Origin of the sequence: Allobosea sp. 47.2.35 (assembly GCF_024655635.1) — a bacterium.
Classification (GTDB): domain Bacteria; phylum Pseudomonadota; class Alphaproteobacteria; order Rhizobiales; family Beijerinckiaceae; genus Allobosea.
In genome coordinates this window covers 155334-181566 of the sequence record NZ_JANLGI010000005.1, presented here as the reverse complement: position 1 = coordinate 181566, position 26233 = coordinate 155334, and the positions used below count along the sequence as shown (strand labels likewise).

At 66.7% G+C, this 26233-nt stretch carries 25 protein-coding genes; 5 read left to right on the top strand and 20 right to left on the bottom strand.

Going from position 1 to position 26233, the window contains the following annotated elements:
• Positions 1–33 precede the first annotated feature (33 nt).
• Both NUV79_RS09105 and nagA read left to right on the top strand, forming a co-directional pair.
• On the top strand, positions 34–795 hold the full coding sequence (locus tag NUV79_RS09105) for a GntR family transcriptional regulator (protein WP_257732758.1): 762 nt from the start codon (positions 34–36) through the stop codon (positions 793–795).
• Positions 792–1910 carry an N-acetylglucosamine-6-phosphate deacetylase gene (nagA, locus tag NUV79_RS09100; RefSeq protein ID WP_257732757.1) on the top strand — a complete coding sequence of 373 codons (1119 nt, stop codon included), beginning with the start codon at positions 792–794 and terminating at the stop codon, positions 1908–1910. The genes NUV79_RS09105 and nagA overlap by 4 nt, the downstream gene beginning before the upstream one ends.
• Here nagA and NUV79_RS09095 read toward each other — a convergent pair.
• The 6 genes from NUV79_RS09095 to NUV79_RS09070 all read right to left on the bottom strand — a co-directional run bounded on the left by NUV79_RS09095 (position 1907) and on the right by NUV79_RS09070 (position 6758).
• Positions 1907–2254 (bottom strand): cupin domain-containing protein, encoded by a 348-nt coding sequence (locus NUV79_RS09095; RefSeq protein WP_257732756.1) that lies wholly within the window; start codon positions 2252–2254, stop codon positions 1907–1909. The genes nagA and NUV79_RS09095 overlap by 4 nt on opposite strands.
• Before the next feature lie 12 nt (positions 2255–2266).
• A complete protein-coding gene (kduD, locus tag NUV79_RS09090; RefSeq protein ID WP_257732755.1) occupies positions 2267–3037 on the bottom strand; it encodes a 2-dehydro-3-deoxy-D-gluconate 5-dehydrogenase KduD in 771 nt (256 codons plus the stop codon).
• A complete protein-coding gene (gene kduI, locus NUV79_RS09085; RefSeq protein WP_257732754.1) occupies positions 3037–3873 on the bottom strand; it encodes a 5-dehydro-4-deoxy-D-glucuronate isomerase in 837 nt (278 codons plus the stop codon). Before kduI ends, kduD begins: the two co-directional genes overlap by 1 nt.
• 10 nt (positions 3874–3883) lie before the next feature.
• A complete protein-coding gene (locus NUV79_RS09080) occupies positions 3884–5164 on the bottom strand; it encodes a TRAP transporter large permease (protein WP_257732753.1) in 1281 nt (426 codons plus the stop codon).
• A gap of 3 nt (positions 5165–5167) precedes the next feature.
• On the bottom strand, positions 5168–5701 hold the full coding sequence (locus NUV79_RS09075) for a TRAP transporter small permease (protein WP_257732752.1): 534 nt from the start codon (positions 5699–5701) through the stop codon (positions 5168–5170).
• Between the two features lie 70 nt (positions 5702–5771).
• Complete coding sequence (locus tag NUV79_RS09070; RefSeq protein WP_257732751.1) at positions 5772–6758, bottom strand: TRAP transporter substrate-binding protein; 987 nt, start codon at positions 6756–6758, stop codon at positions 5772–5774.
• A gap of 158 nt (positions 6759–6916) precedes the next feature.
• Between NUV79_RS09070 and NUV79_RS09065 the strand changes: the two genes are divergently transcribed.
• Both NUV79_RS09065 and NUV79_RS09060 read left to right on the top strand, forming a co-directional pair.
• Positions 6917–7606 carry a GntR family transcriptional regulator gene (locus NUV79_RS09065; RefSeq protein ID WP_374679060.1) on the top strand — a complete coding sequence of 230 codons (690 nt, stop codon included), beginning with the start codon at positions 6917–6919 and terminating at the stop codon, positions 7604–7606.
• Positions 7607–7793: 187 nt separating this feature from the next.
• A complete protein-coding gene (locus NUV79_RS09060; RefSeq protein ID WP_257732749.1) occupies positions 7794–8063 on the top strand; it encodes a hypothetical protein in 270 nt (89 codons plus the stop codon).
• Between the two features lie 52 nt (positions 8064–8115).
• On the opposite strand, the gene NUV79_RS09055 is transcribed toward NUV79_RS09060, so the two are convergent.
• The 12 genes from NUV79_RS09055 to NUV79_RS09000 form a co-directional block, all read right to left on the bottom strand.
• Positions 8116–9600 carry a mannitol dehydrogenase family protein gene (locus NUV79_RS09055; RefSeq protein WP_257732748.1) on the bottom strand — a complete coding sequence of 495 codons (1485 nt, stop codon included), beginning with the start codon at positions 9598–9600 and terminating at the stop codon, positions 8116–8118.
• A 3-nt stretch (positions 9601–9603) separates the two neighbouring features.
• Positions 9604–10344 carry a glycerophosphodiester phosphodiesterase family protein gene (locus NUV79_RS09050; protein ID WP_257732747.1) on the bottom strand — a complete coding sequence of 247 codons (741 nt, stop codon included), beginning with the start codon at positions 10342–10344 and terminating at the stop codon, positions 9604–9606.
• 29 nt (positions 10345–10373) lie between these two features.
• On the bottom strand, positions 10374–11264 hold the full coding sequence (locus tag NUV79_RS09045; protein ID WP_257732746.1) for an ABC transporter permease subunit: 891 nt from the start codon (positions 11262–11264) through the stop codon (positions 10374–10376).
• Positions 11265–11268: 4 nt separating this feature from the next.
• A complete protein-coding gene (locus tag NUV79_RS09040; protein WP_374679057.1) occupies positions 11269–12276 on the bottom strand; it encodes an ABC transporter permease subunit in 1008 nt (335 codons plus the stop codon).
• Complete coding sequence (locus tag NUV79_RS09035) at positions 12260–13573, bottom strand: extracellular solute-binding protein (protein WP_257732744.1); 1314 nt, start codon at positions 13571–13573, stop codon at positions 12260–12262. Before NUV79_RS09035 ends, NUV79_RS09040 begins: the two co-directional genes overlap by 17 nt.
• Before the next feature lie 156 nt (positions 13574–13729).
• Complete coding sequence (locus tag NUV79_RS09030) at positions 13730–14677, bottom strand: sugar-binding transcriptional regulator (protein WP_257732743.1); 948 nt, start codon at positions 14675–14677, stop codon at positions 13730–13732.
• A 7-nt stretch (positions 14678–14684) separates the two neighbouring features.
• A complete protein-coding gene (locus tag NUV79_RS09025; RefSeq protein WP_257732742.1) occupies positions 14685–15362 on the bottom strand; it encodes an HAD family hydrolase in 678 nt (225 codons plus the stop codon).
• Between the two features lie 73 nt (positions 15363–15435).
• Positions 15436–16896, bottom strand: coding sequence for a xylulokinase (xylB, locus tag NUV79_RS09020; protein WP_257732741.1), 1461 nt, complete (start codon positions 16894–16896; stop codon positions 15436–15438).
• A 19-nt stretch (positions 16897–16915) separates the two neighbouring features.
• Complete coding sequence (locus NUV79_RS09015; protein ID WP_257732740.1) at positions 16916–17956, bottom strand: zinc-dependent alcohol dehydrogenase; 1041 nt, start codon at positions 17954–17956, stop codon at positions 16916–16918.
• Between the two features lie 90 nt (positions 17957–18046).
• Complete coding sequence (locus NUV79_RS09010) at positions 18047–18775, bottom strand: SDR family oxidoreductase (RefSeq protein ID WP_257732739.1); 729 nt, start codon at positions 18773–18775, stop codon at positions 18047–18049.
• The gene (locus NUV79_RS09005) at positions 18772–20427 is read right to left on the bottom strand and encodes an FGGY-family carbohydrate kinase (RefSeq protein WP_257732738.1); all 1656 of its coding nucleotides are present in this window, start codon (positions 20425–20427) and stop codon (positions 18772–18774) included. The genes NUV79_RS09010 and NUV79_RS09005 overlap by 4 nt, the downstream gene beginning before the upstream one ends.
• A gap of 141 nt (positions 20428–20568) precedes the next feature.
• Positions 20569–21657 carry a LacI family DNA-binding transcriptional regulator gene (locus tag NUV79_RS09000; protein WP_257732737.1) on the bottom strand — a complete coding sequence of 363 codons (1089 nt, stop codon included), beginning with the start codon at positions 21655–21657 and terminating at the stop codon, positions 20569–20571.
• Positions 21658–22104: 447 nt separating this feature from the next.
• Here NUV79_RS09000 and NUV79_RS08995 point away from each other — a divergent pair, with 447 nt between their 5' ends.
• A complete protein-coding gene (locus tag NUV79_RS08995; protein WP_257732736.1) occupies positions 22105–23955 on the top strand; it encodes a caspase family protein in 1851 nt (616 codons plus the stop codon).
• 1 nt (position 23956) lies between these two features.
• On the opposite strand, the gene NUV79_RS08990 is transcribed toward NUV79_RS08995, so the two are convergent.
• Both NUV79_RS08990 and NUV79_RS08985 read right to left on the bottom strand, forming a co-directional pair.
• The gene (locus NUV79_RS08990; RefSeq protein ID WP_257732735.1) at positions 23957–24424 is read right to left on the bottom strand and encodes a hypothetical protein; all 468 of its coding nucleotides are present in this window, start codon (positions 24422–24424) and stop codon (positions 23957–23959) included.
• Positions 24425–24542: 118 nt separating this feature from the next.
• The gene (locus tag NUV79_RS08985; RefSeq protein ID WP_257732734.1) at positions 24543–26165 is read right to left on the bottom strand and encodes a PucR family transcriptional regulator; all 1623 of its coding nucleotides are present in this window, start codon (positions 26163–26165) and stop codon (positions 24543–24545) included.
• Between the last annotated feature and the right edge of the window lie 68 nt (positions 26166–26233).

Here is a 26233-nt window from a genome sequence, read left to right as displayed (position 1 = left end):
GGACGTGCTGTGCGTGGGCCCGCGCCGGAGGCGATGACGGCCAAGCAGCAGGCGATCCTGCAGGCGCTGGCCGGCGACGACCCGACACCGCGCTATCTCAGGCTCGCCGGTGCCCTGTCGCGCCTGATCGAGAGCGATGTCTTCCAGCCGGGCGATGCGGTTCCGTCCGAGCGCGATCTGGCGCAGCTCACCGGCTATGCCCGTGTCACCGTGCGCAACGCGATCGACGAGCTCATCCGCAGCGGCACGCTCTCGCGCCGGCATGGCTCAGGCACCTTCGTCGCCTCGCGTATCGAGCAGCCGCTCTCGGTGCTGGCGAGCTTCTCGGCCGATATCGAGAACCGTGGCGGGCGGCCGGGCTCGATCTGGCTGTCGAAGGAGCTGACGAGGCCGAAGCCGCAGGAATCGATGGCACTGGGCTTAGGCCCCGGCGATAGCGTCGTGCGCCTGACCCGCGTCCGGACGGCCGATGGCGAGCCGCTCGCGATCGAATGCGCGGTCGTGCCGGCGACGATCCTGCCCTCACCGGACCTGATCGGCACCTCGCTCTATGCCGCGCTGGCGGAGCGGGGCGCGGCGCCGGCCCATGGCGTGCAGCGCATCCATGCCGGCCTTGCGACAGCCGAAGAAGCGAAACATCTCGGCGTGCCCGCCGGCAGCGCCCTGCTGCGGATCGAGCGACGCGCCTTCCTCGGCAATGGCAAGCCGGTCGAGTTCACGGTCTCCGCCTATCGCGGGGACCGCTACGACTTCGTTGCCACGCTGAAGGGCGAAGCCATGGGGCCGCAACCATGACGCTTTCGGAGCGGCGGCAGGCCTGGCATGCGCGGCGCCTGTTCGATGGGACGGCGATTCAAACGGACCGGATCGTCGTCGCCGAGGACGGTGTCGTCAGCGCGATCCTTCCCGGCGATGCCGCGCCCGGTTGCGTGATCGAGGAGCTGCCGGAGGATGCCGTCCTGGCGCCGGGATTCATCGATATCCAGGTCAATGGCGGCGGCGGCGTGATGCTGAACGACAGCCTGTCGGCCGAGGGCATCGCCACGATCTGTGAGGCCCATGCCCGCTTCGGCACGCGCTTCCTGCTGCCGACGCTGATCAGCGCGACCCGTCCTGACATCGCCCGGGCGATTGCCGCGGCCCGCGAGGCGATCGCGCAGGGCGTGCCCGGCGCGCTCGGCATCCACATCGAAGGCCCCTTCATCAATCCGCAGCGCAACGGCGCTCATCCGCTCGCCAACATGCTGCGGCCGGAGCCGTCCGATATCGACCTTCTGGCATCGCTCGGGCCCAGCGGCGTGACGCTGGTGACGCTCGCGCCTGAATGCGTGCCGAGCGGCTTCATCCGCGCGCTGGTCGATAGCGGCGTCAAGGTCTGTGCCGGTCACAGCAACGCCACCGCGGCGGAGATGGCGCGGGCCCGTGCGGAGGGTCTCTCCGGCGTGACGCATCTGTTCAACGCCATGTCGCAACTCGGTTCGCGCGAGCCGGGTGTGGTCGGCTCCGCGATGTCGGATGACGGGCTTTCCGCCGGTATCATCGCGGATGGCCATCATGTCGCCTGGCCGTCGTTCCAGGCGGCGTTCCGTGCGATTGGGCCGGAGCGGATGATGCTGGTCACCGACGCCATGGCGACGATCGGCTCGCCGCGCGACGCTTTCGAACTGTTCGGCGAGACGATTCGCGTCAGCGACGGGCGCCTCGTCAATGTCGAGGGCCGTTTGGCCGGTGCCCATCTCGACATGAACACGGCGATCCTGAACGCGCATCGCCTTGGCGGCGCGACCCTCGCCGAGGCCCTGGCGATGGCGAGCACAGTGCCGGCCGCCTATCTCGGCCTCTCCGGCAGCCATGGCCGGATCGCGCCGGGCCGAAAGGCGGCGTTCTCCGTCCTGCGGACGACGAACTAGGTAGAAGCCACGAAGTCGCGACGCATCGGCGTGAAGACATCCACGAGCACGCCGGCCTCGATATTGACCGCGCCGTGGATCGCATCGGGCGGCACGGTGAAGCTGTCGCCGGCGACAAGGCGGTTCGTGTGGCCGGCGATGGTGATGTCGAAGACGCCGCTTTCGACCAGAGAGCACTGGATATGCGGATGGCTGTGGGCCGGGCCGATCGCACCGGCCTCGAAGCGCACCCGCACCATCATTACCTCGTCGCGATAGGTCAGGATCTTGCGCGTCACGCCGTCGCCGGCCGGCTCCCAGGCGAGGTCGGCATCATGGGCGAAGGGCTCGTTCTTGCGGTCCATGTCGGTTCTTTCTCAGCGCGCGAGCCAGCCGCCATCGACCGGCAGCACGACGCCGTGGATATAGGCGGCGGCGTCCGAGGCGAGGAATACGGCAGCCCCGCCGAGCTCCTGTGGATTGCCCCAGTGGCCGGCCGGAATGCGGGCGAGGATCGCGGCGTTGCGCTCGGGATCGGCCCGCAGGGCCTCGGTGTTGTTGGTGACGAAATAGCCCGGCGCGATCGCGTTGACGTTGATGCCCCTGCCCGCCCATTCGCAGGCGAGCAGCCGCGTCAGTCCGGCAAGCCCGCTCTTCGATGCGGTGTAGGAGGGGATGCGGATGCCGCCCTGGAAGGAGAGCAGCGAGGCGATGTTGATGACCTTGCCACCCTTGCCGTCGGCGAGCATGCGCTTGGCCACGCCTTGCGTCAGGAAGAAGGTCGATTTCAAGTTCACGTCCATCACCGCGTCCCAATCGGCTTCGGTGAAATCGATCGCGTCGGCGCGGCGGATGATGCCGGCATTGTTGACGAGGATGTCGAGCCGCGAGCCCTCGGCCTTCGCGGCGGCGTCGGCTTCCTCCACGATGCGCGTGATCGGCTCCAGCGTCGCGAGATCGGCGGCGATCTCATAGAAGGGCTTGCCGGTCTCGGCGACCAGCGCCTTGGTCTCGGCCATGCTGGAGCGGCCGACCGCGACGATGCCGGCGCCAGCCTCGGCGAGCGCGACCGCGATCGCCTGACCGAGGCCCGTATTGGCTCCGGTGACGATCGCGGTCCGGCCGCTCAGATCAAAGGCTGAGGACATCAACGCAGGTCCCCGGTCGCGACCATGTCCATGTCGGTATAGTCGACATTGTCGCCGCCCATGCCCCAGATGAAGGAATAGGCCTTCGTCCCGACGCCGGAATGGATCGACCAGCCCGGCGAAAGGAGCGCCTGTTCGTTGGCGACGACGAGGTGTCGGGTCTCCTGCGGCTCGCCCATCAGGTGGAAGACGCGCGCATCGGCAGGGACGTCGAAATAGAGATAGATCTCGCAGCGCCGGTCATGGACATGCGAGGGCATGGTGTTCCAGATGCTGCCCTCTTCCAGCGTGGTCACGCCCATCACGAGCTGGCAGGTCTCGCAGACGCCGGGGATGATGTACTGGCGGATGACGCGCTTGTTGGCGGTCGCCTGCTCGCCGAGCGCCAGCGTCTTGGCGTCTGACTCACGGATCACCTTGGTCGGGTGCATGGCGTGGGCCGGGGTCGAGAGCAGGTAGAACTTGGCCGGGTTTGACGCATCGTCGCTGGCGAAGGAAACCTCGCCGGCTTCCTTGCCGACATAGAGCGCGTCGCGCTTGGCGAGCGCGTAATCCTTGCCGCCGACCGAGACCTTGCCGGGGCCGCCGACACTGACGATGCCGAGCTCGCGACGCTTCAGGAAGGCGTCGGTGCCGACCGCCTTTGGCGTCGGCAGCACGATCGCGCTTGCCGTCGGCATGGCGCCGCCGACGATGACGCGGTCGAGATGGCTGTAGGTCAGCCTGACCTCGCCGGGAGTGAACAGCGTTTCGATCAGGAAGTGGCGCCGCAGCTCCGCCGTGTCGAAGCCCTTGACGGCCTCGGGGTGCGAAACCTGGCGAATCTCGATGGTCATGATCGGTCCTTCAGTGAAACAGGCGCGGCAGCCAGAGCGACAGGCCGGGCACATAGGTGACGAGCAGGAGCACGGCGACGCTGGCGCCGTAGAACGGCCAGATCGTGCGCATGGACTCGCCGATGGAGATGCGGCCGATGGCGCAGGCGACGAACTGCACCGAGCCGACCGGCGGGGTGTTGAGGCCGATGCCGGCGTTGAGGATCAGGATCACGCCGAAATGGATCGGATCGACGCCGAAGGCCTTCACCACCGGCAGGAAGATCGGCGTGCAGATGATGATCATCGGCGCCATGTCCATGAAGGTGCCGAGCACCAGCAGGATCAGGTTGATCATCAGCAGGATGACGATGGGGTTGTCCGAGACCGCCTTCATCGCGGCGATGGTCGCCTGCGGCACCTGCAGGAAGGCCATCAGCCAGCCGAATGCGCCGGCCGTGCCGATCACCAGCAGCACCATCGCCGTGGTGCGCACGGCCCCCAGCGTGGCCTCGACGAAGGCCGTCCAGGTGAGCTGGCGATAGACGAGGATGGTGACGAGGATGGCGTAGACGACGGCGACGCAGGAGGATTCCGTCGCGGTGAAGACGCCGGAGCGGACGCCGCCGAAGATGATGCCGATCAGGAGGATGCCTGGCAGCGCCAGCACGACATAGCGTCCGACGATGGCGAAGCCGGGGAAAGGCTCGCGCGGATAGCCGCGCTTCACCGCTACGGCCCAGGCAGCGACCATCAGCGCGGCGCAGAGCATGAGGCCCGGCACGATGCCGGCGGTGAACAGGTCCGCGATCGAGAGATTGCCGCCCGCCGAGAGCGAATAGATGATCATGTTGTGCGAAGGCGGGATCAGGAGCGCGATGATCGCCGCGTTCGCGGTGACGTTGACGGCGTAGTCGGTGTCATAGCCACGCTTCTTCATCTGCGGGATCATCAGGCCGCCGACGGCGGAAGCATCGGCCACGGCCGAGCCGGAAATGCCGCCGAAGAGCGTGCAGGTCACGACATTGACCTGGCCGAGACCGCCGCGCAGATGGCCGACGAGGCTCGCCGCCATCTGGATCAGCCGCTCGGCGATACCGCCACGGATCATCAGGTCGCCGGCATAGATGAAGAACGGGATCGCCATCATGGCGAAGGCGTTCATGCCGGAATTCATCTGCTGGAAAACGACGACCGGCGGCAGCCCCATATAAGCGACGGTCGCGACCGAGGCGATGCCGAGGCAGAAGGCGACCGGCACGCCGATCAGCAGCAGGAGCGTGAAGACGCCGAAGAGAATCCAGAGTTCCATGGTTCAGGCCTCCTGGCTTTCGCCGAAATGGACGAAGCCGAGAGGCGCCTGCTGCTCGCCGGTGATGAAGAGCAGGAGCTTTTCCAGCGCGAACAGCGCGATCAGCGCGCCGCCTGCCGCGATCGGGACATAGTCCCAGCCACGCGAGATGCCGATGATCGGCATGCGGTCGGCCCAGGTGCCGGCGGCGAGCTGCCAGCCATAGCCGAGCATGGCGAGGCCGAAGGCGCAGACCAGGGCCTCGCCGATGACGATCAGCGCGGCGCGCAGGGGCGGCGGCGACATTACCAGCCCGACCTCGAAGCCGAGGTGGTCGCTCTCGCGCACGCCCACGGCGGCGCCGAGCAGGATGAACCAGGACATCAGGAAGAGTGCTCCGGCTTCGACCCAGATCGGCGTGTCGTTGAGCACATAACGACCGAACACGCCCCAGGCGACCATCACGGTCATCAGGACGAGGCCGGCTCCGGCGGCGATCAGCGCGAACAGGCTGAGCTTGGCGTCGATACGAGTCAGGAAGGCTGTGAAAGCGCGCATGAAATCTGCCCGGGCTGGCAAGGGGCCGGAAGCGGGGCGGCCATGATGGGCAGCCCCGCCTGGACGAGACTCAGTTCACCGCCTGGATGGCGGCGACCATGTCCTTCAGCTTCGGGTCGGTGACGAACTTGTCGTAGACCGGCTTCATCGCGTCGATGAAGGGCTTCTTGTCGACCTGGTTGATTTGGGCGCCGCCGGCCTTGACCTTGGCTTCTGAGGCCTTCTCGCGCGCATCCCAGAGCTCGCGCATCTTGGCGACCGATTCCTTCGCGGCGGCCTTGATGATCGCCTGATCGGCCGCGTTGAACTTCTCGAAGCTCTTCTTCGACATCACCAGCGCTTCCGGCGAGAGCGAGTGCTCGGTCACCGAATAGAACTTGGAGACCTCGAAATGGCGGGTCGATTCATAGGACGGCCAGTTGTTCTCGGCGCCGTCGATGACGCCAGTCTGGAGTGCCGAATAGACCTCGCCAAAGGGCATCGGCGTGGCGTTGGCGCCGAGCGCCGAGACCAGCGCGACGAACATGTCGGACTGCTGGACGCGGATCTTCAGGCCCTTCATGTCGGCGGGCGTGTTGATCGGGCGCTTGGAATTGTAGAACGAGCGCGAGCCTGAATCATAGAGGGCGAGCCCGATCAGGTCGTGCTTCTCGAATTCCTTGAGCAGGTTGTCGCCGATCTGCCCGTCCATCGCCTTCCGCATATGGTCGACCGAGCGGAAGATGAAGGGCAGGGAGGGGATGTTGGTCGCCGGGATCAGGTTGTTGAACGGCGCCATGTTGATGCGGTTGATGTCGATGACGCCGAAGCGGGTCTGGTCGATCGTATCCTTCTCCTGGCCGAGCTGGGCCGAGTGGAAGACGTTGATCTTGACGCGGCCTTGCGTGCGTTCCTCGAGCAGCTTGCCGAGATAGCGGACGGCTTCGACGGTCGGGTAGTCGGTCGGGTGGATATCGGCCGAGCGTAGCGTCACGCTCTGGGCCAGCGCCGAGGTCGCGGCAGCGGCCGAGAAGGCGAGCGCTGCGGTATAGGCAAGGAATGTGCGGCGTGCGGTCATGGTGCGTTCTCCCGTGTTTTCGGGCGCGCTGCCGTTTCCCGGCTTGTTTGGTGGCGCCCCGAACTTAAGCTTGCTGTCCGCCCCCGTCTCGGTTGCGGCAGTGATTGTATGGTAGTATGTTGTGGTATGGTACGCAACAGGCTGTGGAGGTTTTTGACTTGAGCCTTTCGTTGGCGTCACCCGCCCTCGTCTCGGGCGCTTCGGCGGCCGGGCGTGTCGAAGCCGAGCTGCGCCGGGCGATCATCGCGCTCGAATTGCCGCCGGGCACGCGCCTGTCGGAGCAGGAGATCGCGTTGAAATACGGCGTCTCGCGCCAGCCGGTGCGCGAGGCGCTGATCGCGCTCGCCAAGACGCGGCTCGTCGACATCCAGCCGCAGCGCGGCACGGTCGTGGTCAAGTTCTCGGTGCGCAAGATGATGGAATCGCGCTTCGTGCGAGAGGCGGTGGAGGTCGCGATCGTCCGGCAGGCCTGCCAGTCCTTCGCCGCCCAGAGCCGGCAGCGGATCGGCGACCTTCTCGACATGCAGGACAAGGCGGCCGCACGCGACGATCACGCCTCCTTCCAGCGCTATGACGAGCTCTTCCATGTCGAGCTGACGGAAGGCGTCGGCATGCCGCTCGCCTGGGAGGCGATCCGGGACATCAAGGCGCATATGGACCGGGTCTGTCAGCTGACCTTGCCGGGGCCGGAGGCGATGCTGCCGCTGGTCCAGCAGCACCGGCGGATCATGGCGGCGATCGATGCGAGCGATGCGGCCGAGGCCGAGGCCGCCATGCGCCACCACCTGACTGAGATCCTGCGAGCCTTGCCGAAGACCGAAGCGAGCTATCCCGATCTGTTCGAATAGGGGCGCGCTTCGTTGCGCCTCTGCCGGATGGTCGTGCTGCGTGTCGCATTGACTTCCTGTGTTGCCCAGCGCCTACTCAATGCAAGCTGACTATCCCCGATTGGGCGGTTAGCATTCTCAGTTTCCGCGCCGCGCGCGGACGATCGGCCTCACTGTGAAGCCTACTGTCGAGGCGTATACGGTTGCGATGCCGTGGTACGAGCGGGAGGATTTCTCCCAGCTCTGGGAGCTCGCGCATGACCGGGAGGAGATGCCGTCTGATTACGAGGCCTGGCATCGCAACGCGGTCGCGGTGATGAACATCTGGCTCGCGCGCGGGCGTGCGCTGGAGATCGTGACAATCAAGCCGGCCGAATTCCTGGCTTGGCTACGCGAAACCGGTTTGCCAAACACCGCCGAAGCGCGCCGCCGATATGTCGAGTTTCGCGCGGTCGCGCATGGTCACGATGTAGCCTAGCGCCCTTTGCCTGCGCTTTCGATGAGATGAGGTCGCGGGTATCTGCTCCCAGTCAGGAGCTGCGTGAAGCCATGTAATGGTCGAGGCTCGCGCGGGTTCCCGACTGCCAGAGCCGTTGGAGCGCCTCGGTAAAAGCGCTCCTGAAACGCTCGTCCTGCCCGAGATCGCCATAGATGTCCTGCATCGCGAGCCAGGCCTCGGGAGCGTTCCGCGCGAGCCGGGCCTGCTCGGTCAAGCGTGGCCAGTTCGGGTCATTAGGCTGGATGATTTGCCGGCTTTCCGTCTCGCCGTAGCAGTAGCGGCACCACAGGGCGCTTACCAGCGCGAGCCCCTCGATCGGTCTGCCTGCCTGCAAGGCATCGCGCAGCGTCGGCAAGATGAATTTCGGCTGGCGGTTCGAGCCGTCGAGGCAAAGCCGGCGGATGGTGTCGCCGATCTTCGGATTGGCGAAGCGCCGCCCGATGGTCCGCTTGTAGTCGGCCAGATCGGTATCCGGCACTGGCGGGACGACGGGGATGACCTCGTCGTCGAGCAGGGCCGAGAGGAAGCGAGCGATCTGGGTGTCCTGCATCGCCTCATGGACGAAATGGATGTCGAGCAGGCCTGCGGGGTAGGCGATCGCCGCATGGCCGCCATTGAGGATGCGGATCTTCATCAGTTCGAAGGGCGCGACATCGGCGACGAACTGCACGCCGACCTCTTCGAGGCGCGGTCGGCCGGCCGGAAAATGATCCTCCAGCACCCATTGCCGGAAACCCTCGCAGAAGACCGGGCGGCTGTCCGCGATGCCGAAATCCTCGCGCAATGACTGGCGTTCGCGCTCCGAGGTCGCGGGGGTGATGCGATCGACCATGCCGTTCGGAAAGGCGACGCTGTCGCGGATCCAGCTAGCGTCGTTCCGGTCGATAAGATCGACCAGCCCGGCGACGGCATCTGCCGTGACATGGCCGTTGCCCGGCAGGTTGTCGCAGGACATCACCGTGAAGGGAGGCAGGCCGGCGGCGCGGCGCCTGAGGAGGCCGGCGGCGATCAGGCCGAACGCCGTCTTCGGGGCGGCGAGGCGGTCCACCGCATCGGTGACGATATCGGGATGGCTGGGATCGAAAGCCTGTGTCGCCGGGTCGATATAGTAGCCGCCTTCGGTGACGGTCAGCGAGGCGATCCGCGTATGGGGATCGACAAGGCGCGCGATGATCGCGGCCGTATCGCCCGGGGGGACGAAATCGATCATCGCGCCGGTGACGCGTGCCTGAGAACTCCCGGCTTCCTGCGTCACCACAGTGGTCAGGAAGTCCTGCGCGGCAAGGTCGCGGCCCATCTCGGCGTCGCTCTCACGCACGCCCGTGCCGATGATCGCCCAGTCATGGTCCAGTCCGCGCTCGAAGAGTTCGTCGAGATAAGCGGCTTGATGGGCGCGATGGAAATTACCGACGCCGATATGGACGATGCCGGGACTCAGGTCGTCCCGTCGATAGCCGGGGATGCCGACCGAAGGCCCCAACTGCCCGAGTGTCGCGCGGGACAGGCGCACCGCCATGGTTCAGGCCTTCCGTGCGGCGCGCAGCATCAAGGCAAGGTCAGGGCGGTCGCTGGTGATCTGCGCGATCGGCTGGCCCAACCAGAAGTCAAGATCGCGCACCGTGTTCGGAACCCAGGCGCCGAGCTTGTCGCGCCCGACGATGCCGACGGCGCGGTCGACGCAGAGCCGCAGCAGCGACTGCTCGACGGCGATGATGCAGCCGAGATCGACGAAGCGCTGCAAGGTGCGATCAACCCCGCCGAAGGCCTCGCAGGAGCGGCGATCGACCGAGGCGAGCCGGCGCATATGCGGCGCCTTCGCCCGGATCTCCTCGATCACCTCCGGCACGAAGCAGGTCAGCACGACGCGCGAGGCCATCTTGCGGGCCTCGACCAGCGCGATGACCTTGTCGAGCAGGCCGGGATAGGGATTGCCGAAGGCATCCATCTTCATCTCGATCTCAAGCTCGATCCCGGTCGGGCCGAAGACGTCGAGCACCTCCGGCAAGGTCGGGATCGTCTCGCCCAGCGTATCGTCGAGCGTCACCTTGGCGAGCGCCGCGCACGCGAGATGCGCGACCGGCCCCTTGTGATCGGTCGTGCGGTCGAGCAGCGGGTCGTGGATTACCATGATCTCGCCGTCGCTGGAGAGATGCACGTCGAGTTCGACGGCGTCGACGCCGAGAGCGCAGACGTTGCGGAAGCCGCTGAGGCTGTTCTCCGCCCAGATGTTGCGCGCGCCGCGATGACCGATGATCCGCATGTCGAAAAGCCCTGCTTGCCTGTTGGCGGTTATTTGCCGCTATCCACCAGCCCCTTCACGAACCAGCGCTGGAGGATGAGGATGACGATGGTCGGCGGCAGCATCGTCAGGAAGGCCGCGTTCATCAGGAGATGCCAGGTCGGCAGCGAGTCACTCTGCGGCATCAGCTTCTTCAGGCCGATCACGGCATTGGCCATGGCGGGCTCGGTGGTGAGCAGGAGCGGCCAGAGATACTGGTTCCAGCCCATCAGGAAGAGAATGATCGCCAGCGCCACGATGTTCGAGCGCGAGAGCGGCAGCAGGATCAGCCGGAAGAACTGCCAGGGCGTTGCGCCGTCAATGCGCGCGGCCTCGCAGAGTTCGTCGGGGATGGTGAGGAAGAACTGGCGGAAGAGGAAGGTCGCGGTCGCCGAGGCGATCAGCGGCAGGATCAGGCCGGAATAGGTATTGACCAGGTTCCAGTCGAGATCGACCAGCGCCTTGATGCCGAGCCAGGAGCCGAGAATGTTCAGCGGTAGCGCGACATTCGCGGCAGATTCATAAGTCGGCACGATGCGCACCTCGATCGGCAGCATCAGCGACATGAAGATCAGCCAGAAGGCCGTCATCCGGAAGGGGAAGCGGAAATAGGTGACGGCGAAGGCCGCGATCACCGAGACCGCGAGCTTTCCGATGGTGATGCCGGTGGCGATGATGAAGGAGTTGAGCAGCAGCCGGCCGAAATTGGCGTTGCTCAGCACTGTCTGCATGTTCGCGAAGAACTGGCTACCCGGCAGCCAGGACATCGGCACGCGCATGATCTCCTGCTGCGTGAGCGAGCCGGTGACGAAGACGAAATAGATGGGCAGGCAGACGAGCGCCGCACCCACCAGCAGGATGAGGTGACAGAGGGCGTCGATGACGGGGGTGCGCTCGTTCATCGATCTACACGCTGTAGTTCACGCGGCGCTCCACGAAGCGGAACTGCGCGAAGGTCAGGAGCAGGGCGAGCGCCATCAGCACGACGGATTGCGCGGCGGACGAGCCAAGGTCGAGCGTGACGAAGCCGTCCTGATAAACCTTGTAGACGAGGATCGAGGTGGCGCCGGCCGGGCCGCCGCGCGTGGTCGCATCGACGATGGCGAAGGTCTCGAACAGCCCGTAGACGAAGTTGATCACGATCAGGAAGAACAGCGTCGGCGCGATCATCGGCAGCGAGATGCGCAGGAAGCGCTGGATCGGCCCGGCGCCATCCAAATAGGCGGATTCGAGGATCGACTGCGGCACCGACATCAGCGCGGCGACGAGGAAGATGTAGTTGTAGCAGATGTGCTTCCAGGAGGCGGCCATCACGACCAGCGCGAGCGCATGCCAGGAATTGCGGTTCGGATCCCAGTCCAGCCCCATCCCCTGCAGCATATGGGCGACGGGGCCGACGCGGGGGTTGAACAGGAAGGCGAGCATGATGCCGGCGATCGCGGGAGCGATGGCGTAGGGCAGCAGCAGCACGGTGCGATAGGCGCCGCGGCCGCGCAGGATGTGGTTCGAAGCAAAGGCAAGCAGCAGTGCCAGCGACAGGGTCAGCACGTTCTGCGCGATCGTGAAGATCAGCGTGACCTGCGCCGAGGACCAGTAGACGTTGCTGCGGAAGAGCCGTTCGAAATTCTGAAAGCCGACCCACTGGGTCGTGGCGCCGAACGGATCGGTCAACTGGAAAGCCTGGATCAGCGCCCTGATCGAGGGGATGAAGAAGAACAACAGCAGGATGAAGAGCTGCGGCGCCAGCAGCCAGAAGGGCAGGCGCCATTCCTTGAAATGCGCGCGCTTCAGTCCGCTTTCCGACTGGCCGTCGCTGGCGCCCTTCACGAAAAGGCGCCGCAGCGGCGAGCGGAGGCGTGGACCGCCCCCGCCAGCCGCCGCCGGAATGCTTGCCGGCTTATTTCTTGCCAGCATTGAGCTGCTCGTAGCGGCGCAGCGCCTCGTTGCCGCGCGAGACGGCATCGTCGAGCGCCTGCTGCACCGGCTTGCGGCCCAGGAAGGCGGCTGAGACCTCTTCCATGATGGCGACATTGATCTGGTTGCTGTTGCCGATGCGGAAGCCCAAGGAATTGTCGCTGGGCGTGCCGCGCATCAGCTGGATCACGGCGATCTCGCGGGTCGGGTTCTTCTGGTAATAGCCCTGCGCCTTGGCGGCATCATAGGCGGCGGTCGTGACCGGGACATAGCCCGTCGCCTGGTGCCACCAGACCTGCGTGTCGGTCTTGGCGAGGAAGTCGTAGAAGGCGGCAACGGCCTTGTACTTCTCCGGCGTATGGCCCTTCAGGGTCCAGAGCGCGGCGCCGCCGATGACGCTGTTCTTCGGCGTGACGCCCTGCTCATAGGGGATTTCTCGCGCGCTCCAGTCGAACTTCGCGGCCGCGACCACGGCGGCATGCGAAGCGGTCGAGGCGATGATCGTCGAGCATTCGCCGGAGGTGAAGAGCTGGATCGGGATGATGCCCTGGCCGGCGAGCTGCATCACGCCCGACGAGACGAGGCGCTTCATCCGCTCGACCTGGCCGACGAGCCTGCCCTTGTTGAAGACGAAGCTGGTGTCGAGCCCGTCCATGCCGTTGCGCTTGGTCGCGTACGGGATGTCGTTCACGGCGCTGTAGTTCTCGAGGAAGCTCCACTCGTAATCGCCGGGGAGCACCATGGCGCATTTGGAGACGCCCTTGGCCTTGATCGCGTCGAGCTGCGGCTCAAGCTCCTGCCAGGTCGCGCCGGGCTTGTCGAAACCGGCGGCTTTGAAATGGTCGCGGTTGTAGAACAGGATCGGCGTCGAGGAGTTGAACGGCATCGCCTGGAGCTTGCCGTTGATGGCGAAGTAGCTGACCACCGGCGCTATGAATTTCGAGGTGTCGAGCGGCATGCCCTGCTCGGCCATCAACTCGTTCGTCGGGACGATGGCGCCGGAATTGACCATGGTCAGGAAGGAGCGCTCGTTCGACTGCACGATCTCGGGCTGGCGCTTGGCGCGATAGGCCGCGATCGTGCCGTTCAGCACCTCGTCATAGGTGCCCTTGGCGATCGACTTGACGACGTAGTCCTTCTGCGAGTCGTTGAACTTCTTGACGACCTCGTCGACGCGCTCGCCGAGCGCGCCGCTCATCGCGTGCCAGAGTTCGATTTCGGTTGCCGCCTGCACGGCGGACATCCCCGTCAGCAGCAGGGCGCCTGCGCCCGCCAAAGCACCATAGAAAGGTCGCATGTCAAAGCCTCCCTCATCCGTCTTCTGCGAGCATATGCTCTTTGTTGAAGCATATGCTCGCACACTGGCTTGTTATGTCAACCGTTGGTGACGGCCGCATGACAGCCACACGCAATCGCTCGCGCATGGGGCGGATGAATGAGGTGATGGGTGGGGTCAGTCCGCGAGCAGGGCGCGAGCGGTATCCTCGTCGGTGACGAGGCCATTGATGATCTTGCCGGTCAGGGCGGCGCGCAGCGGCAGGACCTTGGCCGGGCCCTGGCCGATGCAGATGCGCAGGCGGCTGCTGCCCGGCTCCGGTGGCACGCTGGTGACGCGCAGGTTGGTGCCGCGATCGAGGAAGCGGCCTTCGGCGTCGAAGACCCAGCCGGTCACTTCGCCGACGGCGCCGTGGCGGACCATGTCGAGCAATTCGCTGCGATTCATGAAGCCGTCGCGATAGAGTACGGCGTCCTCGCCGATCTGGCTGATGCCCATGACCCAAAGATCGGCCTCGCCGGCAATAGTGCGGATGCGCCGGATCGACTCGATCTCGACGAGCTGGGCGCGCTCCTCCGGGCTCGAGACATAGAGCGGCAGCGGCATGGGGAAATGCTGGGCCTTGGTGATCTCGGCGAGCTTCACCAGCGTGTCGAACGGGCTGGCCGAACCATCGGGTGAGATGGTGCCGACCAGTGAAACCAGCCGGTGCAACGGGCAGGACATCGAGGGCACGCGCTCGATGCTGGCGCGCATCGAGCGGCCGGTGCCGAGCGCCATGACCAGCGACTTGCGCGAGCGCAGCCAGCGCTCGATCAGCACTCCGCCGAGCGCGGCGACGCCGGCTGCTCCCGTGTCTGGCGAGCCGTCGGAAGGGGCGACATCGCAATGCAGCAGCTCGAAACGGTCGCGCAGCCTAGCTGCGAGGTCCATGCAGGTGCTGATCGGATGGTTCATCCTGAAGCTGATCAGGCCTTCGCTGCGGCAAAGCGAGACGAGGCGCTGCGCCGCCGGGCGCGAGATGTTCAGGATCTGCGCGATATCGTCCTGCGTGCGCCCGGCGATGTAATAGAGCCAGCCGGCCCGGGCGGCGTCGTCGAGGCGGGTGCTGTCGTTCTCGGCCATCGCGATCTCAGTGGGGAACTGGCGCGAGCGCAAGCTCCCGCCAGGACTCGAAAAGCCGGTCGGCTCCGGCTGTCAGAAGCGCCTGGCGCTGGTCGAGCACGGCGAAATGGCTGCCTGCGGCGAGGCCATAGGCCGTCATGCCCGCCGCTTTCGCCGCGGTCACGCCGCTGACGCTGTCCTCGATCACCAGGCATCGCTCGGGCGCGATGCCGCGCTCGCTTGCTGCCAGCAGGAAGAGGTCGGGCGCCGGCTTGCCGCGCTTCACGCGTGTTGTGCTGAAGATCCGGCCCTCGAACAGGTCCCAGAGTGCGGCCTTGCGCAGGCAGATTTCGATGCGCTCCTCGTCGCTGGACGACGCCACGCAATAATCGCTGGCGAAGGATTCGACGGCCTCGCGGACGCCGTTGACCGGCTGGAGATCGCTCCTGAAGGAAGCGAACAGCTGAGCTCGCCAGTCCTGCGTGAAGTCTGCCGAGGCCGGGCGACCGGTCATTCTCTCGTAATCCTCGATGACTGCGCTGGCGGGCCGCCCGAGATAGCGGCGCATGACCGTCTCCAGATCATAGCTCTCGTCGAAAGGCGAGAGAATATCGACCAGGGTCTGGCAGCTGATGGTTTCGCTGTCGACGAGCACGCCGTCGCAGTCGAGGATGACGAGGTCGAAGGGCTGGCGTGAAGTGAGCATCGGGCAACAGTCGATTTGAACGAATGCTCACATGAAGAGCATTCGCCCGGTCGTCTGTCAAACTTCGCCTCGGTCAGTGCAGCGCGCGACTGACCTCCGCAGCGCGACGCCAGAGGGCGTGGCGCTCGGCATAGGCCGCCGCCCTGTCAGGGTGCGGCGTGAAGATATCGGCCTCGCCCGAAGGCGGTGTGCAGATCGCTTCCGGGTTTTCGCCGGTGCAGGCGAGGCGGGCGAGACGCGCGGCGCCGAAGGCCGCCCCGGCTTCGGCCTGGCGATAGCGCCGCAGCGGCAGGTTCAGGACGTCGGCGAGGATCGCGAGCCACGCATCCGAGCGCGCGCCCCCGCCTATGGCCATGGTCTCACCGATCGGCGATGTCCCGGCCTCCAATGCTTCCTTGCCATCTCGGAATGCAAAGGCGACGCCCTCCAGCACGGCCTGGGTCATCGCCTTGCGATCCGTATCGTGGCCGAGACTGAGGAAGCCGCCGCGCAATTGCGGATCGTTATGCGGCGTGCGCTCGCCGGAGAGATAGGGCGTGAAGAGGGCCGGCGAGGGGCGGTCGATTTGCGCGCCCGGCTCGCCCAGAAGAGCCGCTTCGGATTGCCCGGAGATGGAAGACCACCAGCTTAGGCTCGCCGCGGCTGAAAGGTGCACCGACATCTGATGCCAGCGGCCGGGCAGGGCATGGCAGAAGGCGTGCACGGCGTTGCCGGCGCGCGGCTCGAAGCCCGCCGTCGTGCGCCACAGGACGCCCGAAGTGCCGAGCGACAGGAAGCTGCTGCCGGGATCGACCGTGCCCAGCCCGACCGCTCCGGCGGCATTGTCGCCCGCGCCTCCCGCGAAAAGCGGCGGAGCGTCGAAGCCGAGTTCGCGGGCGAGTTCGGGGCGCATGCGGCCGGCAGGCTGCGAGCCTTCGACGAGCGCGGGCATCTGGCTGCGATCAAGCCCGGTCGCGGCCAGCATCCGGTCGGACCAGTCGCGGCGGCCGGTATCGAGCCAGAGCGTGCCGGAAGCGTCGGACATCTCTTCTAGCGCTTCGCCCGTGAGGACGAGCCGGAGATAGGCTTTCGGCAGAAGGACCTTGCGGGTGCGGCGGAAGATGTCGGGTTCGTGTCTGCGTACCCAGAGCAGCTTGGGCGCGGTGAAGCCGGGCATGGCCATGTTGCCGGTGATCGCGCGGGATTCCGGCTCGTTCGCCTCGATCTCGATGCATTCGGCTGCAGCGCGGCCGTCGTTCCAGAGGATGCAGGGGCGCAGCGGCTCGTCGCGCTCATCCAGCAGCACCGCGCCATGCATCTGCCCGGAGAGGCCGATGCCGATGCAGCGTCGGAAGGCCTCCGGGGCCGCATCCTTCAAGCTGCACAGGACTTCCAGCGTTGCCGCGACCCAGTCCGCCGGAGCCTGCTCCGACCGGAGCGGCGCAGGGCGCGTGACCGTGAGTTCCCGCGCCGCCGTGGCGAGGATGCGCTGCCGCTCATCGACCAGCACGGCCTTGACCGAGGAGGTTCCGAGATCGATGCCGATGAAGCTCACATCCGCTCCTGCTTGCGGTTCAGCGGCGATCTTCGGGCAGGCCGCCCGGATAGATCATGCTCTTGACCATGCCGGCCTCGTTGTCGGCGTGGCGGCGGAAGGCGGCCGGCCCGTCAGCGAGCGGGAAGCGATGGCTCACGACCGCCTCGACATCGACCTTGCCTTGCGCCACCAGCTCGATCGCGCGCGGATAGACATGACCCATCCGGCGCGAGAACTTGATGTTCAGCCCACGCCGGCGGGCTTCCGCCGCCGGGATCACATAGCTGTCGCCGTCGGGAATGCCGACCAGCACGACGCGCCCGCCGATGCGGGCGGCGCGGATGGCGTCGCGGAAGCCTTCGGGAGCGTTGGTCGCCTCGATCACCAATGGCAGACCCTCGCCCTTCGTCCATTCGGCGATGTCGGCGACGCTGGCGCCGGCCTTGCTGGCGCCCAGCCTGAGGGCCAGTTCGCGGCGATGCGGCTGCGGATCGCAAGCGAGGATCTCGCCGACGCCGGCCGTGCGCAGCACCTGCAGGATCAGCAGGCCGATCGGCCCGCAGCCGATCAGCGCCACGCGTTCGAGCAGGCGCGGCTTGGCGAGATCGACGGCATGGATCGCGACGCCGAGCGGCTCGAGCATCACCGCCTCGCTTGGCGAGAAGTCCTGCGGCACCGCGACGATCTGCGATTTCGGCACCCAGATGCGCTCGGTCATGGCGCCGTCATGCGGGGGCGCGCCGATGAAGACGACCTCGGGGCAGAGATTGGGGTGCCCGTTGCGACAATGCTCGCAATGGCCGCAGGCCTGGTTGGGATCGACCGCGACGAGGGCGCCGCGCTCCAGGCCGAGTTCCGGCAGATCCTCGGTCAGCCAGCCGCTGAACTCGTGGCCGGGCACGAAGGGTTCCGCGATCACGGCCGAGCCGATGCCGCCATCCTTGTAATAGTGCAGGTCGCTGCCGCAGAGCCCGACGGCGGCGACATCGAGCAGGGTCTCGCCCGCCGCGCCCTCGCGAAGATTGAACGGCGCGACGCGCGCATCGCCGGCGGCGTGAAGGAAGACGGCTCGGGACATGGCGATCGAAACTCCCCTGGCGAACAGGACGCAAGCGAACCCGCCTGTCGCCGAAATTGACTTCTCTTGGCGTTTTCGAAGCGGTGGCGGCTAGAGGTCCGTGCTTTGCGGCAGGATCACGAGGTCGCGGATGGTGACGTTGCGCGGGCGGGTCAGCATGAAATGCACGGCCTCCGCCACCTCCTCCGCCTCGATCAGGCCGCCGCGGGCGCGCTCGGCATCGAGCTTCTCCTGCGGCCAGTCGGCGATCAGGGCGGTCACGACCGGGCCGGGCAGGACGGCGCCGACGCGCAGGCCATGCGGGATGACCTGCCGGCGCAAGGTATGCACGAAGGCCTGAACCGCATGTTTCGAGGCGGTGTAGATGGGCTCCCAGACCACGGGGACGACGCCGGCGACCGAGCTGGTGACGAGGATGTCGCCGGTCTTTCTGTTGATCATATGCGGCAGCACGGCATGGATACTGCGGAAGACGGCGTTGATATTGAGGCTCAGCATCCGGTCCCAGGCGTCGGGATCGCCCTCGCTGACCGGGCCGCCGACATAGGAACCGGCATTGGCATGGAAGATGTCGAGCGGGCCGGCCCTGTCGAGGATCGCAGGCAGCATGCCAGCGATGGAGGCGGGATCAGTCAGGTCGATGACGAGCGGGATGGCATTGGCGCCAAGCGGCGCGCAGGCCCGCGCCAGCACCTCGCTGTCGCGATCGATCAGGACGACGCGGGCTCCGGCGGAGAGCAGGCGCTTCGCGCAGGCGAGGCCGATCCCCGAGGCGGCGCCGGTGATCGCGGCGGTCTTTCCGGTCAGGTCGTGGGTCACGTCGTGGTCTCCGGCGAGGCATGAATCCGGGCGGTCTGCATGAGTTCGCGCGCTGTACGGGCCGCGGTTTGCAGCGCCTCGAAAGCGGCGAGGCGGCTCGCGTGCCGTTTGGCGATGTCGCCAGCAGCGGGCATGAAGATGGCGGCCCCCGGCGCCATTCCGGTCATGGCCGCGCCGAGGTCGGGAAAGACTTTCGCGGCGGTTGCAGCGAGCATGGCCGAGCCGAGCAGGACGGGATCGACATCATCGGGCGCCAGCAATGGCAGCCCGGCGCAATCCGCCAGGACTTGCCGGATCAGGGGATGGCGGCCGGCGCCCCCGCTGAGCACGATCGCCTCGAATATGGCGCCCTTGGCGCGGCTCGCCTCGATGATCTCTCGCAGGCCGTAACCGATGCCGGTGAGGCCCGCGACATAGAGCGCGACGAGATCGTCGAGATCGCGCGCCATGCCGAGCCCGGCGATCACGGCGCGCGCCTGCGGATCGGCATGGGGCGAGCGATTGCCGAGGAAATCGGGCACGACGATGATCTCGCCGGCGAGGCGGGCCGCCTCCGAAGGAGAGGCGGCATGCCGGGCCGCTTGTGCCGCGAGCCAATCGGGGAGCGAGAGACCTTCGGCCTTGGCAAGGCGCTGCGCCTCGGGCGCGGCCGGGTGGAAGCCGATCAGCTGCTCGATGGCGGCGCCTGCGCCGGATTGCCCGCCCTCGCTGAGCCAGAGGCCCGGCACCATCGCCGAGAAATACGGGCCCCAGATGCCGGGGATGAAGATCGGCTCGCGGCTGCTGGCCATGGTGCAAGCCGAGGTGCCGAAGACATAGGCCATGCGGGTCAGCGCCGTGCCATGTGACGAGCGCACGCCGACCGAACCGACGCCGCCGGCATGGGCGTCGATCAGGCCGGCCGCGACGGCCGTGCCGGGATTCAGGCCAAGCTCAGAGGCCGCCTGTTCGGACAGGCCCTGCCCGAGTGCGGTGCCGCCCGGAACGATCTCTGTGCCGATCCGGTCAAAGCCGTCATCGGCAAGGTCGCCGAGGCCGATCCGCCGGAAGTAACTCGGGTCCCAGCGCCCTTCATGGGCTAGATAGGTCCATTTGCAGGTGACCGTGCAGGTCGAACGCACCAGCGAGCCGGTGGCGCGCCAGGTCAGAAAATCCGGCAGGTCCAGGAATTGCCAGGCGGCGTCATAGGTCGCGCGCAGGTTCTCCTTGAGCCAGAGCAGCTTCGGCGTCTGCATCTCCGGCGAAATCGTGCCGCCGACATAGGCGAGCACGGGATGACCGGCCGCATTGATGCGCTCGGCCTGAGCGATGGCGCGGTGGTCCATCCAGACGATGATGTCGCGGCTGGCATCGCCATGCGGTCCGACTGGAAGAGGTTTGCCGCCCGGTCCGAGCACGACGAGCGAGCAGGTCGCGTCGAAGCCGATCCCGGCGATACCGTCCGGCGTGAGCCCGGCCTCGGCCATTGCTTCGTGCACGCTCGCGCAGACGGCCTGCCAGATATCCGCACTCGACTGCTCGGCGAGATCGGGGCCGTCGCGATAGAGCGCGATGTCGCGCTTCGCCGTCGCGAGCATGCGCCCGGCCGGGTCGAAGATGCCGGCGCGTGCGCTGCCGGTGCCGACGTCGATACCGATGAAGTACCCGTTCATCTCAGGCCGTGGCGCGGTTCTGTCGCCCGGCATGAGGAGCGTGCGGTTTGTCGAAGCTGCACATTGTCCTCCGGAGTTTCTTTGCTCCGGGCTCTGCCGGCCCGGTGGCTCGGGCGCCTAAGCGCCCGCAGGTTGTCTTCGTCAGTGCACCGCCTTGGGCGAAGCAGCCGGCCTTTCCGGGTTCGGGTGAGGGCCGGGGTCGCGGCTGTTTGGGGATGCTATGGCGAGATCGCGTACGGAATCGCGGACCTGCAAGCTTGTCTGCAGTACGGAATGGGTGGGTGGCGTCCGGTCGCCGGCCATGCGGGCGCGCAGGCGCGCCCAGGCGGTCTCGGCAATCTCGGCGATGGGCTGGCGGATCGCGGTGAGGCCGGTCTTGCGGGCGCTCATCCAGGGATAATCGTCGAAGCCGACGAACGAGACGGGATCGGGGATGTCGATCCGCATCCGGGCAAGCGCCGAGAGCGTGCCGAGCGTCGTGACATTGGTCAGTGCGATGACGGCGCTGGGCGGCTGGTGCCGTTCGAGCCAGTGCAGGAAGGTCGCCGCGCCGCGATCCGCGTTGGAGCCGAGTTCGATCACGGTCGGCTCGCGGTCGAGCACGGTCCGGATCAATTCGCTGGCACCGCGGACGCGCTCGCGGATCGGCGAGATGGCAAGGCTGGAAGCGGCGAGGAGGATGTCGCGATGGCCTCTCGTGAGCAGTTGCCGGGCGGCGATCTCGCCGGCCTCGCGGTTGTCGATCGCGACGGTATCGACAACCGAGCCTTGGGGTGGCACGCGATCGGCGAAGACGATGGGCAGGCGGCCGATCTCGCCGCGCAGCGCTTCGGGAACGGTGTCGGAGCAGGGCACCGCGATCAGCCCCGATGGGCGCCAGGCGAGCAGGGTGCGCAATCGCGACTGTTCCAGCTCGAGATCGTCGCGGCAGCTGGCGACGAGGATGTCGTAGCCGTCCTTCTGGGCGAGCACTTCCAGTTGCGAGACGAGCGAGGTGAAGAAGACGTCGTCGAGATCGGGCACGAGCACCCCGACGACGCGGGCCTGACCCGAGCGAAGTTGCGATGCCGCGCGATCGACCTGATAGGCGAGTTCGTCCGCCGCCTTCAGCACGCGCTCGCGCAGTTCGGCATTCACCGGCTTGTTGCCGCTGAACACGTTCGAGACGGTCGCGATCGATACGCCCGCGCGGGCGGCGACCTCGCGGATCGTGACGCGGGCCTTGTCCATAGCTCGCCCTGTTAAACGTTTTACAGAAAAACGTTTAACAGGGCGAGTGACGCGCTGCAAGTGCGCGTGGCGGCTTCGAGTCGATCGAGATTTTCGCCAGGGATCGTCGGTCGGAGATGTGACCGGCCGAGCTGTCTTCGCCTCAGCCGGTTCGTGTCCAGCGCAGGAAGGCGGATAGTCGCAGCAGGCTGTTGATGATCAGAGCATAGACCACGCCCGTGTCTCCTTCTCGGGAGCCCACGATAGGTCGTGCTGCTTTTAGCGTTGTTGACGCAGCGCAAGCTGCTCCGACAAATCCCGCGGCTTGGCCGCCATGTCATCAGCTTGGAGGAGGCGTGTCCTCTGGCCAGTGACTACAGAGATTGTTAGCGTTCTGCCTCAGCGTCAATTCGGAGGTCCCTGTTGCCTCGTCTTCGATTCTTGTCCGCAGGTCTGTCGCTGGCTCTGATGATCGTGCCTGAAGCGGCAAGGCCGCAGGCCCTGGCCGACCTGGCGGCCTGTGCCGACGAGCGCGTGAAGACGGCAATGCTGCAGCCCGCGCAGCTGTCGGCCGCCGAAGCGGCCTGCAGCCGCGTCCTTTCCGGTAATGCCTCCACGGCAGACCAGCAGAAGGCTTCGTTCTATCGTGGGCTGATGCGCTTCCTGCAAGTGGTGCAGAGAGGGGCTGCGGCCGCAGCGAAGACTGACGGCTCCGTGGCTTATGCGCCGCCGACCCTGGCGCAGGTCCGGCCGGCACTCGTCGATATCGAGGCGGCGATCGGACTGGACGGGCCGATGAAGGGCGACGCGCTGGCGCTGCGAGCCACGATCAACCAGACGATCGGGCGCAGCGCCGAGGCGCGGGCCGATGTCGCGGAAGCCATGCAGGCTGCGCCCAAGGATGCAACGCCCTTCGTGCAGCGTGCGCTGGAGCACGAGCGGGATGGCGATGTGAATGCCGCCATGATCGATCTCGACCGGGCGCTGGAGCTCGATCCGAAAGCCGGGACGGCCCTGTCGGCGCGCGGCGATTTGCTGCGAAGGCTCGGCTATCTCCAGCGGGCGCGCATCGATCTGGAGGGCGCGGCGGCGCTGGGGCCGCCGTTTCGGCGTCTGGCCCTGATGCGCAAATCTGAACTCGAACTGCGCGCGGGCGACCTGCGTGCGGCCTATGAGGATATCGTCGCGGCCTCGCGCGAAACCGGCGACTTGCCCAAGGCCGATGCGGCTCTCGCGAGCGCCGATCTCTTCGTGCAGGCGGGGGCACTGGCGCTCGACAAGCTCAAGGATACCGAGACGGCGGAGAAACTCTATCGCGAGGCCGAAAAGCTGGCGCCGAAGAACTGGTCGGCGGCGCTCGGCCTGGCGCGCGTCGCCGAGGTCAAGGGCGAGCGGGCGAAGGCGGAGGCGATCTACAAGCGCATTTTGGCGGCGACGCGCGCGACGCCGAAACTGCTGGAACGGATCCTTGCATCCTGGCGCCTGAAGCAACTCTCGCAGCCGGCCTTCCGCGGCACGGGGCCGTTCCGCAGCGGATTCGATTCCGGCGTCGTGCCGGCCAAGCCCTCGCCCGACGGGCTGAAGCGCATCGCCTTCGTTATCGGCTCCAGCGATTATGCCGAGTTGTCGAGCCTGCCCAATGCACGGCGCGATGCGGCCGTCATGGCGAACGCGCTCGCCGATATGGGCTTTGATGCGATCGAGATCGCGGAGAATGTTGGGAAGGCCGATCTGCGCCGGATTCCGGCCCTGATCGCCGAGCAGGCTGCCCAGGCCGATGTCGTTCTGGTCTTCTATGCCGGGCATGGGGTCGAGACCGGCGGGGTCAATTATCTCGTGCCGACTGATGCGACGCTCGACAGCGACAAGGCCCTGCAAAGTGACGCGCTCGCACTGCGCGCCTTGGCGGCTGCCGCGGCCAAGGCGCGGCGCGGCGCGCTCGTCATCGTCGATGCCTGCCGCGACGATCCCTTCGCGGAGGCGCAGGCCGTGGCGGCGTCGCGTGGCTCGGCCGGACGGCAGCTCGCGGCCCTGCCGGCGCGCATCCATGGCGGATTGGCAGCCGCCCCGCAGCCGGCGCCCAACAATGTCGTGCTGCACTCCACCCAGCCAGGCAAGACAGCCTCCGACGGCGACGGCCTCGACAGCCCCTTCGTGCGCGCCCTGCTGGAGACGCTGTCGTCACCCGGCAAGACACTGGACGCGGTCGTGCAGGAGACGGCGGCCCGTGTCTCCGAAAAGACCGAAGGGCGGCAGGTGCCGGCGGCCTATGGCGCAGCGCCATCTGTGGCGCTGCTGCCGAAGAAGGCTGCGCGCTAGCTTATTTGGCTTCCGCGACCGTCAACGTCATCTGGCTGCGCCCGATGCGGCCTTCCTTGTCGGTCGCCTCGATGACGATGACATGTTTGCCGGGTGGCACGATCACCGCCGGCGCCTCGATGCCTGCCGTCGTGACGAAAGGTTTGAGGCGCGGCGTCAGGTCGATCTCGGGCTGGCGCCGATAGGTGACGCGCACGCTCTCGGGATCGATCGCGACGCTGTTGCGCGGCTTGAACCGGACGGCCAGCCGGAAGGTGCCGCTGACTCCGATCGGCGGCGGCGCGACTGCGTCGATGCCGGGGCCACGGGTCAGGTTGCGCTCCTGCGCCGTGCCCGGATCGGCGGAGGGCAGGCGGGCCTCCTCGGCCGTGATCAGGCGGACGGGCTCGGCGGCTAGTGCCAGAGACCCGCTCAGGAAGAGGGCGAGAGCGGAGAGGGTGATCGTTCGATATCCTGGAAAACGGCGCATCGGCGTCCCTATGGGGCTGGTGGCGTTCGTGGCGCGATGATCTCCGGGATGCTGTCGCTACGTCAACCGACCTTCGCGGCTCGGTCCCGGCTCTCTCGCGCATGACGGGCAGATAGCTTCAGGCGGTCTCCACCGCATCCTCCATTTTCAGGATCTTGAGGCCGATCTGAACCATCAGCATCTCGTCTGCATCGTCGAGATCGATGCCGGCTTCCGACCTGATTTTGTCGAGCCGGTAGAGCACCGTCTTCGGGTGGACGTCGAGGCGCCGTGAGGTTTCGAGCGCGTTGCCGTTGCAGGCGATGTAGGCCTCAAGCGTCTCGACGAGGTCGGCGCGGGCTCGTGTCCTGACCGAGACTAGCCGCTGCAGCGATGGCGGGACCATCTCCCGGAGCTCTTGCTGCGGCGCGAGCCGGCAGAGCATGCGGTAGATGCCGAGCTCGTGGAAGGCGACGAGCTGCTTCGCGAACCGCGCCCGGATGCCGATGTTCAGCGCGTCGAGCGCCTGGCGGTAGCTCCGGGGCAGGGTTTCGATATCTGCGGCGACTTCGCCGATCCCGGCATGCAGAACGGCGCGCTCCTCGCCGCGTGACCAGAGCGCGTTCAGTTCGGCGAAGCGGCGTTCGAGCTGCGTGCGCCATTCGCGGCCCTCGCCTGCCGGCCAGAACAGAACGACATGGCAGCCCCGGACCTGGGCATGGGCGTTGTCGATGAGGTCGGTGAGAAGCTGCGCGAGCCGCTCCAGCTTCTTGCCGTCGCCCGAACCGGAGACAGGTTGCTTCTGAGTGGTCTTGAGGCCGAGCACGACGACGACATGCCGGCGCTTCAGGTCCCACTGGATCAACCCGGCACGACGATACAGTTCGCTGGAGGGCAGGGCGCTGCCGCCGAGCAGGTCGCCGATCAGGTCGAAGCGGAACTGCTTCTCGACCTCGATCACCGCCTGCTGTCGCAGGAAGTCGAGCGCGAGTGCGTTGATCGCGCTCTCGATCGCGATCGACTGGACATCCTCCAGCTCGCCGTTCAGCTCGAGGACCGTGAGATACAGCCTGACCTCGTCGCCGACGCGGACCGAGAAGACATAGCGGTTGCAGGCACGGTCATCGGCCTCCGGCGCAGCGATGGTCTGGATATAATACGGGGCGCCTTCCTGATGGCCTTCCGGCGGGATCAGGCTGATGGAGCTGCCGGTCGTGCCGGCGAGGCATTGCAGCTTCTCGTCATAGAGCCCGACCGGGTTGCCGATGAAGGTCTCCAGCGATTTCAGGATGCGGAAGGCGCCCTGGTTCGCCAGCGAGGCGCTGAGGAAATGGTCGCTGATCTCCTTGAAGCGTTCGAGCACGCCGAGCCGCTCGCTGAGGAGGTGCTCGGAGATGCACAGGACGATGGTGCGGTAGAGCACGTTGCGCGGGATCTCGATGACGGGCAGGCGGTGCCTGCGCGCGGCCTCGACGATCTCCTCCGGGACCTCCTGCACGAAGAGGCCGGTCTTGACGATCAAGGCGCTGAGCTTGCGGGCCGCGACCTTCTCGATGAAGGCGTCGAGCGGACGCAGGCGGTCGAGCGAATAGAAATTGGTGAGGAGCACGTCGCCGGGTTGCACCCAGTCGGTCACGTCAGGCGCCTCGATGACGTTGACGCCCCGGACGGGGTTGGACAGGCCCTCTTCCCCGCAGATCAGGCGGGCCTGCCTGAAAGGCGCGAATTGCAGCAGTTCGGAGATCTTGAGCTGATGGGCCATGGTCCGGGCTCCCAGGGTGGCCCGCGCCTGCCGTTCCTGCCGCGCCAGTGACCACTCCGCCGCGCCGA